General features: G+C 74.8%; 10 protein-coding genes. 7 read left to right on the forward strand and 3 right to left on the reverse strand.

Features of this window, described 5'->3' with window-relative positions; genetic code table 11:
• Positions 1–263: 263 nt before the first annotated feature.
• Positions 264–1,364 carry a glutamate--cysteine ligase gene (locus ACFXA3_RS25860; RefSeq protein ID WP_385190650.1) on the forward strand — a complete coding sequence of 367 codons (1,101 nt, stop codon included), beginning with the start codon at positions 264–266 and terminating at the stop codon, positions 1,362–1,364.
• A gap of 136 nt (positions 1,365–1,500) precedes the next feature.
• The gene (locus ACFXA3_RS25865; protein ID WP_385190651.1) at positions 1,501–2,253 is read left to right on the forward strand and encodes a VOC family protein; all 753 of its coding nucleotides are present in this window, start codon (positions 1,501–1,503) and stop codon (positions 2,251–2,253) included.
• A gap of 9 nt (positions 2,254–2,262) precedes the next feature.
• Here ACFXA3_RS25865 and ACFXA3_RS25870 read toward each other — a convergent pair whose 3' ends face one another.
• Entirely contained in the window at positions 2,263–2,994 is a 732-nt protein-coding gene (locus ACFXA3_RS25870) for an SDR family NAD(P)-dependent oxidoreductase (RefSeq protein ID WP_385190640.1), read from the reverse strand.
• 115 nt (positions 2,995–3,109) lie between these two features.
• Between ACFXA3_RS25870 and ACFXA3_RS25875 the strand changes: the two genes are divergently transcribed.
• Positions 3,110–4,087, forward strand: a complete 978-nt coding sequence (locus tag ACFXA3_RS25875) for a hypothetical protein (protein ID WP_385190641.1) — start codon at positions 3,110–3,112, stop codon at positions 4,085–4,087.
• Here the strand turns inward: ACFXA3_RS25875 and ACFXA3_RS25880 are convergent.
• Together ACFXA3_RS25880 and ACFXA3_RS25885 are read right to left on the reverse strand one after the other, a co-directional pair.
• Entirely contained in the window at positions 4,084–4,803 is a 720-nt protein-coding gene (locus ACFXA3_RS25880; RefSeq protein ID WP_385190642.1) for a YoaK family protein, read from the reverse strand. The genes ACFXA3_RS25875 and ACFXA3_RS25880 overlap by 4 nt on opposite strands.
• Positions 4,800–5,558: a response regulator gene (locus ACFXA3_RS25885; protein WP_385190643.1), complete on the reverse strand. Its 759-nt coding sequence runs from the start codon at positions 5,556–5,558 to the stop codon at positions 4,800–4,802. The genes ACFXA3_RS25880 and ACFXA3_RS25885 overlap by 4 nt, the downstream gene beginning before the upstream one ends.
• 91 nt (positions 5,559–5,649) lie before the next feature.
• Here ACFXA3_RS25885 and ACFXA3_RS25890 point away from each other — a divergent pair, with 91 nt between their 5' ends.
• From ACFXA3_RS25890 to ACFXA3_RS25905, 4 genes are all read left to right on the forward strand, one after another.
• Complete coding sequence (locus ACFXA3_RS25890; RefSeq protein ID WP_385190644.1) at positions 5,650–6,084, forward strand: VOC family protein; 435 nt, start codon at positions 5,650–5,652, stop codon at positions 6,082–6,084.
• Positions 6,085–6,161: 77 nt separating this feature from the next.
• Positions 6,162–7,376, forward strand: coding sequence for an RNA ligase (locus ACFXA3_RS25895; protein WP_385190645.1), 1,215 nt, complete (start codon positions 6,162–6,164; stop codon positions 7,374–7,376).
• Positions 7,377–7,379: 3 nt separating this feature from the next.
• Positions 7,380–8,312 (forward strand): AAA family ATPase, encoded by a 933-nt coding sequence (locus ACFXA3_RS25900; protein ID WP_385190647.1) that lies wholly within the window; start codon positions 7,380–7,382, stop codon positions 8,310–8,312.
• Between the two features lie 22 nt (positions 8,313–8,334).
• On the forward strand, positions 8,335–8,758 hold a 424-nt coding region (locus ACFXA3_RS25905), incomplete at its 3' end, for a hypothetical protein (protein ID WP_385190648.1).

Raw genomic sequence — 8,758 nt, forward strand, 5'->3', positions numbered from 1 at the left:
AGCCAGATCCCCCCGACGCACCCGCCCGCGCCCCGCGCCCCCGCCGGCCGGCCCGCCCCGAACGAGGCGGTCCGGACCGGGCAGGGGCAGGGCCCGCGGGACTGCGGACGGATCCGGCGCCGCCCGTGCGGGGGCCTTGAGGACCCGAGGAGGTGAACCTGGTGCGCATCGTCCTTCCGGCGGTGTCCGAGGACACCCAGGAGACCGCGACGGCCGCGACCGCGGCGGCGACCTCAGCGATCGAGGCAGGAGTCCGGCGCGACATGATCACGGTCGGGGTTGAGGAAGAGTACGTCCTGCTGGATCCCGTCACCCATCTGCCCGTGTCCCGGGCGGAGGAAGTGCGGGCCGCGGCCGGCCTCGGGCCGTGGGTCGACGACGGCGAGGTGCAGAACGAACTGCTCCAGGCCCAGATCGAGGTCGCCACCCCCGTCTGCACCCGGCTGGACGAGGTCGCGGGCCACCTGCTGCGGCTGCGGCACGCCGTCGGCTCCGCGGCCGAATCGCACGGCTGCCGCCTCGGCACCTCCGCCACCGCGCCCCTGCGGGACGCGGAGCCCGTCCCGGTCACCCGCAAGCCCCGGTACCTCAAGATGCGCGAGGAAGCCTGCCGTCTCGTCGACGAGCAGCTGATCAACGGCATGCACGTCCACGTGGCGGTGCCCGACCGGGAGACGGGCGTGGCGGCCCTCAACCGGCTGCGCGTCTGGCTGCCCACGCTGCTCGCCATGTCGGCGAACTCGCCCGTCTGGGAGGGGTGCGACACAGGATTCGCGAGCTGGCGCACGATCGTCTTCGGCCGCTGGCCGGTCAGCGGCCCGCCGCCGTACTTCCGTACGCTCACCGACTACGAGGAGCGCATCGAGGCGCTGCTGGAGGCGGGTGTGATCGCCGACCGGGGCCAGATCTACTGGCAGGCCAGACTCTCCGACCGCTACCCCACGCTGGAGGTGCGGTGCCTGGACGTGCAGCTGGACGCCACCGACGCGGTGCTGCTCACCGGGATCGTCCGGGCGCTGGTCAGCACCGCCATCGCCGAGGAGAAGGCGGGGGTGCCCGCCCCGGAGTGCTCGGCCGAGCTGCTGGGCGGCGCCATGTGGCACGCGGCCCGGCACGGCCTGGAGAGCACCCTCGTCGACCCGCAGGGCCACCAGCGCAGCGCCGGCGACGTGCTGTGGCTGCTGATGAAGTACATCACCCCCGCCCTGGAGGAGGCCGGGGACCAGCGCGAGGTGGGCTCCCTGCTCCACCGGCTCCTGCGGCGGGGAACGCCCGCGGACCGGCAGCGCAAGGTCCTCGCGGACGGGGGCATCCCCGCCCTCGTCGACCTGATCACCGGGCAGGGCGCCGCGGCCGGCCGCTGAGCGGGCCCGGCCGGGCCCCGCCCGCCGACGTGCGGGGCGGCGGCCCGGACGCGAGGATGGCACGGGGCGACGGACGGAGCGAGCGGTGGAGATTTCGACGAGGGAGGTCTTCGGCGCGCCGTGCTGGGTCAGCCTGATGGCCCGCGACCTCCAGGGGACCCAGCAGTTCTACGGCGCCGTCCTCGGCTGGAAGTTCCGGCCCGCCCGGCTCGGCGAGGGGTGGACGGTCGCCGAACTGGAAGGCGTGCCGGTGGCCGGGATCGGGACCCTCACCGCGGACCTCCCGGTCGCCGCCGCGTGGACCCCGTACTTCGCCGTCGACGACGCCGACGTGGCCGCGGACCGGATCCGCGAACGCAGCGGCACCGTCGCGGTCGGCCCGGTCTCCTTCCCCAACGGCGGCCGCGGCGCCCTGGTCGCCGACCGCGACGGCGCGGTCTTCGGCATCTGGGCCGGCGGGGTCTCCGGGGACTGGCGGGTGGGCCACGGCCCGGCGCCCGCCTGGCTGGAGCTGCGCACCCGGAACGCGTTCGATTCGGCGATATTCTACGGCGAGGTGCTGGAGTGGGCCACCGGCCGCCCCGGCTGCTGCGAGGTCTCCTACGAGGACGACCAGGTCGTCCTGCGGCAGGCGGGCGAGCCCGTAGCCCGCCTGAACGGCGGGATCACCGACGCCGCGGCGCACGCACCCGAGACCAGGCCCCGCTGGCACGTGTACTTCCGGGTCCCGGAACTCGACGAGGCCATCGCGTCCGCCACCGCCGCGGGCGGCACCACGCTGTCGACCGTCATGTCCAGCGCCACCGACCGCTGGGTCACCCTGCGCGACCCCGGAGGAGCGCTGTTCACCCTCACGGCGCCCCGCCCGGAGCCCGGTGCCCCGGGCTGACACCGCGGGTCAGACCTGGGCGGCGCCGCCGTCCACGAACAGTTCGATGCCCGTGATGTAACTGCTCTCCTGCGACGCCAGGAACAGTGCCGCCGCGGCCACCTCCTCGGGGCGGCCGGTCCGCCCCATCGGCACCCCGGACGTGACCTCCTCCAGGATGGCGGCCGGAGCCCGCGACAGTGCGGGCGTGTCGATCGGCCCGGGACTGAGCGCGTTCACCCGGATACCGCGCCCCGCGAGCTCCAGCGCCATGCTGCGCGCCATCGACCGCACGGCCGCCTTCGTGGCCCCGTACACACCGAACCGGGTCGACCCCGACGAGCCGGCCGTCGAACCGACCAGGATGACCGAACCGCCCGCCCCGAACAGCGGCAGCGCCCGCTGCACGGTGAAGAACGTCGCGCGGAAGTTCAGGTCCGAGACGATGTCGAACTGCTCCTCGGTGAACTCGGCGACTCCGCCGGCCCTTCCCCCGCCCGCATTGGTCACCAGGACGTCGATCGCCCTGCCCTCGGCCGCGACCGCGGCATACAGCCGGTCGAGGTCCGCCGCCCGGGTGACATCCCCCGGCACCCCGACCGCGTCGGAACCCAACTCCCGCACGGCGACGGCGAGTTCGGCCTCTCGGCGGCCGGTGACGAACACCCGCGCGCCCTCCCGTACGAACCGGTGCGCCGTCGCCAGCCCGATGCCGGCCGACCCACCCGTGATCACCGCGACCTTGCCGTCCAGCTGTCCCATGAGCGCCGAGGGTCGGGCAGCGGCCCGGGGAAGTCAAGGCACGGGCGCCGTCCGCCCGGAACCCGCGGCCGTGTGGGCCGGGTGGCCCACCGCGCTCGCGGGGCACGTACGGACGGTGTCCGCTGGCAGGGTGAAGGCGTTCTCCCTGCCCGGCCGCCCGTGGTGGTCGGGACTCCCTCCCGCCGCGGGCGCCGCCGTCATGGCCGCCGGCATCCTCTCCATCGGCATGCACCTGATCGGGCGCGAGGTGCTGTCCCTGGCCGCGCTGGTCATCACCGCCGCGCTCTGGCTCGTCCTCGCCGTCGACTTCGCCGAACGGCTCGTGGCCGACCGGGGCCGCTTCCGCACCGAGGCCTACACACCGCCCGCCCTGACCGGCGTCGCCGCCACGACGGTCCTCGGCACCCGGCTCTCCCTGCTCGGCCTGCAGGGCCTCGCCGCCGCCCTCCTCGCCCTGGCCGCGCTGCTGTGGCCCGGACTGCTGTACGCCGTCATCGGGCACTGGCAACGGCGGATGCCCGGCGGGGCGTTCCTCGTCTGCGTGGCCACCCAGGGGCTCGCCGTCCTCGCGGCCACCCTGGCCGCCGCCCTCCACCACGACTGGCTCGCCCGAACGGCCCTGGCCGCCTTCTGCCTCGGCCTGGTGCTGTACGCGGTGGCCCTCGTGCACTTCGACTTCGGCGAGGTGCTGCGGGGCGCCGGCGACCACTGGGTGGCGGGCGGCGCACTGGCCATCTCGGCACTGGCGGCGTCGAAGCTCACCGCATCCCCCGTATGGGCCGGTTCGGCGCACACGGCGCTGCGCACGGCCACGCTGGTGACGCTGGCGCTGTCCCTCGCCTGGTACGCGCTCCTGCTCGCCGCCGAGCTGCGCCGGTGGCGGCCGCACTACGACATCCGCCGCTGGGCGACCGTCTTCCCCCTCGGAATGACGGCCACCGCCTGCCTCTCGGCGGCCGCGCCCACCGGAGTCGGATGGCTGCGCCCGCTGGGCGCCGTCCTCCTCTGGATCGCCGCGGGCGCCTGGCTGCTGACCTTCACCGCCCTCCTCACCTCCCACCCGGCCCGGACCCGTCCGACCGACGCGCACTAGAGTGCGCCGCGGCCGCGGTGTTCGGGTGGGGTCAGGGCCGAAGCCAGGGCGATCCACACAAGCAGGACCACCGCCAGGGCCAGCGCCCAGCCGGATCCGTGGTGCAGCGTCAGCAGCCCGCCCGCCAGGGCCCCGCAGAGCAGCACCGCCACCGACACGAGCCGCCGCAGCGCCGTGCGGTCCCAGGGCTCGGCGGCCAGGCCCGTCAGCGTCCGGGTGACCACCGTCGTCGTCAGGTCGGGCACGGCCAGCCGGAGCACGACGGCGTTCTGCAGGCCCATCCCGAGCGCGAGCACGGCCACCACCGGCAGCGGCCCGGCCCCGCCCGCCGTCAGGGCGAGCGCCCCGCCGACCAGGACGGCCTGCGCCGCGACCAGCGGGGCGAACATCCGCTGCGGCTCCCCGCCGCGGCGCAGCCGCCCGGCCAGGGCGCCGGCCAGGAAGGCGGCGACGGCCAGCAGCGAGGCCGCGGCCGACAGCGAGCGGTCCCCGGCCAGCGCGAAACCCAGGAAGACCACGTTGCCGGTCATGTTGGCGACGAACACGTGGCCGAGCCCGAGGAAGCTCACCGCGTCGACCACCCCGCTCACGAACGTCAGCCCGATCAGCAGCGCCGGCAGCACCCCGTGCGGACCGCTCCCGTCCTGCGGCCCCGGCGGGAAGAGCAGCGCGGCCAACGGCCGCAGGAACCCGCGCCGCGCCGGAACGCCGGTCACCCCTGCGGGCCCTGCGCCCCGGAGCCCGCGGTACGGGCCAGCAGCGCGAGCTCCAGCCGGCTCGCCGCGCCCAGCTCGGCCAGCACCCGGCCGACCAGCGCCTGCACCGACTCCTCCGTACGGTGCAGCCGTTCGCCGATCTCCCGGTTCGACAGCCCCGCGGCGACCAGCCCCAGCGCCTCGGCCTCCCGCGGCGGCAGGCCCTCCCACCGCGCCCGCGCCCGCAGGCGCTGTGCGCCGGTCGGCGGGCCCAGTGCGTCCAGGACCTGCCGCAGCGCCTGCGGGGACAGCACGGCGTCCCCGTCCCGCACCGCGCGCAGGGCGGCCAGCAGTTCCCCGCGCGGGGCGTCCTTGGGGAGGAACGCGTCCGCGCCGAGGACCAGGGCCCGTTCCACGTCGCGGTCGAGCCCGAAGCCCGTCGTGAGGAGGATGCGCGTGCCCGCCCCGGCGGCCGCCTCCGACCCCGCCCCGGCATCCTCCTCCGCTTGCGCAGCCGCGTCCGCGACCGCGTCCTCCTCCGGCCGGGGTGCGCGCAAGGCGGCCGTCGTCCCCACCCCGTCCATCCGCGGCATCCGGACGTCCAGCAGCAGGATGTCCGGCAGGTGCGCGCGTACGGCCTCCACCGCCTCGTGTCCGTCGGCGGCCTCGGCGACCACGCGGAATTCCCCCGTCGACTCCACGGCCGTGCGCAGCGCCCTGCGGACGACGGGCTCGTCGTCGGCGATGACCACCCGCCCCACGTGGCCGAAGTCCATGCGCCCACCCCGTTCCGAAAGGGACATCCGGCAGAAACCGTACCCGCCGCACCACCGGCACCGACCGAACGACCCGGAGTAGGGTCGGCCCATGGCCTACACGTTCCAGGTGACCGTCGACTCCGCCGCCCCGCATTCCCTCGCCGACTGGTGGGCCGACGCCCTCGGCTGGGAAGTCGAGCGGACCGACGCGGAGTTCATCCGCAAGATGATCGCCGAAGGCCGGGCCGGCGAGGACGACACCACCACCCATGACGGAGCCCTCGTCTGGAAGGCCGGCGCCGCCATCCGCCACCCCGAGGGCCTCGAACGCGCACCCCGTGTCCTGTTCCAGCTCGTCCCCGAGCCGAAGACGGTCAAGAACCGTGTCCACCTCGACGTCCGCACCGGCTCCGACGAGCCGCAGGACGTCGTGGCCCGCCTGATCGCCAAGGGCGCCCGCCACCTGCACGAGGGCCGCCAGGGTCCCTTCGCCTGGACCACGCTCGCCGACCCGGAAGGCAACGAGCTCTGCGTCTCGCACTAGCTCGGACCAGCGATAATTCGGTACCGGGCCGCCCCTCCCGCACGCGAGAATGAGCCATCTCGAACCGGGAGGAACCCATGGGCCAGAACCAGGCCTACCCGACGCTGCACGACCTGCTGCCGCAGCAGGAGCTCGCGGCCGCCATCGACGCCGGGCACGTGACCCGCAAGGCACACCCCGAACTGCCGCTGTCCATCTACACGTACACGAGGACGGCACAGTACGAGCAGGTCTGGAGCCGGGTGACGATGCGCTGCCGCGGACTCGTCGCCGACGACGCCACCGGCGCCATCGTCGCGCTGCCGCTGCCGAAGTTCTTCAACGTCGGCGAGCACGAGGCCGGCCGGCCCTACGCACCGGCCCTGCCCGACGAGCCGTTCGAGGTGTACGACAAGGTCGACGGCAGCCTCGCCGTGGTCTTCCACTACGCGGGCAACTGGCACGTCGCGTCCAAGGGCTCCTTCATCAGCACCCAGGCCACCTGGGGCCGGCGCCACCTCGACGGCCGGGACACCTCGGCCCTCGTCCCCGGCGTGACCTACCTGGCGGAGGTCCTCTACCCGCAGAACCGTATCGTCGTCGACTACGGCGACCGCCGGGACCTGGTGCTCCTCGCCGCGTTCGGCCCGGACGGCACCGAGGTCCCGCTCGCCGAGGCCGCGGTCCACTGGCAGGGCATCGGGTCCGTCGTCACGGTGTGGCCCGCCATGCCGCTCGCCGAACTGCTGGCCCTGGCCGAGTCGAACACGCTGCCCGGCGGCGAGAGCGCGGCCGGCACCGACGCCGAGGGCTTCGTCCTGCGCTTCGCCTCCGGCGTGCGCGCGAAGGCCAAGCTGTCCGAGTACGTACGGCTGCACAAGCTGGTCACCGGTGTCACGGAGCGGGACATCTGGCGCCACCACGGCATCGAACGCTTCGCCGGCCTGCCCGCCAAGGAGCTGGCGCAGGGGCTGAACTGCACCGCCGCCGACATCGAGGCTTCGGGCGGCAAGCCGCTCGAAGCGCTGCTGGAGCAGGTGCCGGACGAGTTCGACGCCTGGGTCCGCGAGGTGGTCGCCCGCCTGGAGGACGCGGCGGCACGCCGTGAGCACGCCATCGACGAGGCGTACGCGCGGCTCGCCCATCTGGCGGCCGACCGCGCCGCGTTCGCGCGCGCAGCGAAGGCGCTGCCGGACCGCTGGATCCGTGCGGCGATGTTCCTGCGCCTGGACGGCCGGTCCACCGAGCTCGTCGTATGGCGGGACGTGCGGCCGGAGGCGTCCGACCCCTTCACGACCGATGAGGAGAACTGACCAGTGTCCGAAGAACCCGCACGCCCCGTCGTCCACGTCATGACGGGGTTGCCGGCCTCGGGGAAGACGACGGCCGCGCGCGCCCTGCAGGCCGAGGCCGCGGGCCGGATGCGCCGCGTCAACCTGGACGACCTGCGGGCCATGCTCGACCTGCCCGACCCGGAGCGCGGCCGCTCGTACCGGCACGAGCAGACCGTCCTGGCCGTCCAGGACGCGGCCGTGCGAGCGGCCGTCGACGACGGCTTCGACGTGGTCGTCGACAACACGCACCTGACCTCGCACATCCCCAAGCGGCTCAAGGCGGCGGTCGCCGGGCGCGCGACCTTCGTGGTGCACGACTTCACCGACGTGCCGGTGGAGGAGTGCCTGCGCCGCGACGCCGCGAGGGAGCGGCCGGTCGGCGAAGAGGTCATCCGGATATTGAACGACAAGCGGATCAACGCCAAGAAGGGCGGCTGGCGGCTCACCGCGGAGTGGCTGAACGACCGGCCCGCGGTCCAGCCGTACGTGCCGGACCCGGCGCTCCCCTCGGCGGTGATGTGCGACATCGACGGCACGCTCGCGCTGACCGGCGACCGCAGCCCGTACGACTTCTCGCGCTGCGAGATCGACGTGCTGAACGAGCCGGTGCGCTGCGCGCTGGACGCGTTCCGGCGCGCCGAGGGCGACACGATCGTGCTGCTGTCCGGCCGCGGCGAGGAGCACCGCCCGCAGACGGAGGCCTGGCTGCGCCGGCACGAGGTGCCGTACGACGAGCTGTGGATGCGCCCGCTCGGCGACACGCGCCGTGACGACGTGGTGAAGGCGGAGCTGTTCGACGCGCACGTGCGCCACCGGTACGCGGTGCGGGTGTCGCTCGACGACCGGGACCGGGTGGTCGCGGTCTGGCGCCGGATGGGCCTGCCCACCTGGCAGGTCAACTACGGCGACTTCTAGGGGGCCCGCCCATACTGGGCTCATGAGCGTGCTGATCGTGGACGCCGCGAACGTCGTCGGCTCCGTACCGGACGGCTGGTGGCGGGACCGGCGCGGCGCTGCCGAGCGGCTGCGCGACCGCCTCGCACGGCGCGACCCGCTCGGCGGCGGGGCGGCCGGGGCGGCCGGGGAGATCGACGAGATCGAGGAGATCATCCTGGTCGTCGAGGGCGCCGCCCGGGGCGTCGAGTCCGTGCCCGGCGTACGGGTGGACCCGGCGCCCGGGAGCGGTGACGACCGGATCGTGGAACTGGCCGCCGCCCACGCGGAGCGCGGCTGCGTCGTGGTCACGGCGGACCGGGAACTGCGCGAACGGGTCCGGGCGCACGGGGCGCTGTGCCTGGGGCCGCCCACCCAGCCCCCCGCGGGCCGCCCGGGGGGCAGGACCGGCGGGGGGGGGAGCCACC

Origin of the sequence: Streptomyces sp. NPDC059456, from assembly GCF_042750055.1 — a bacterium.
Taxonomy (GTDB): domain Bacteria; phylum Actinomycetota; class Actinomycetes; order Streptomycetales; family Streptomycetaceae; genus Streptomyces.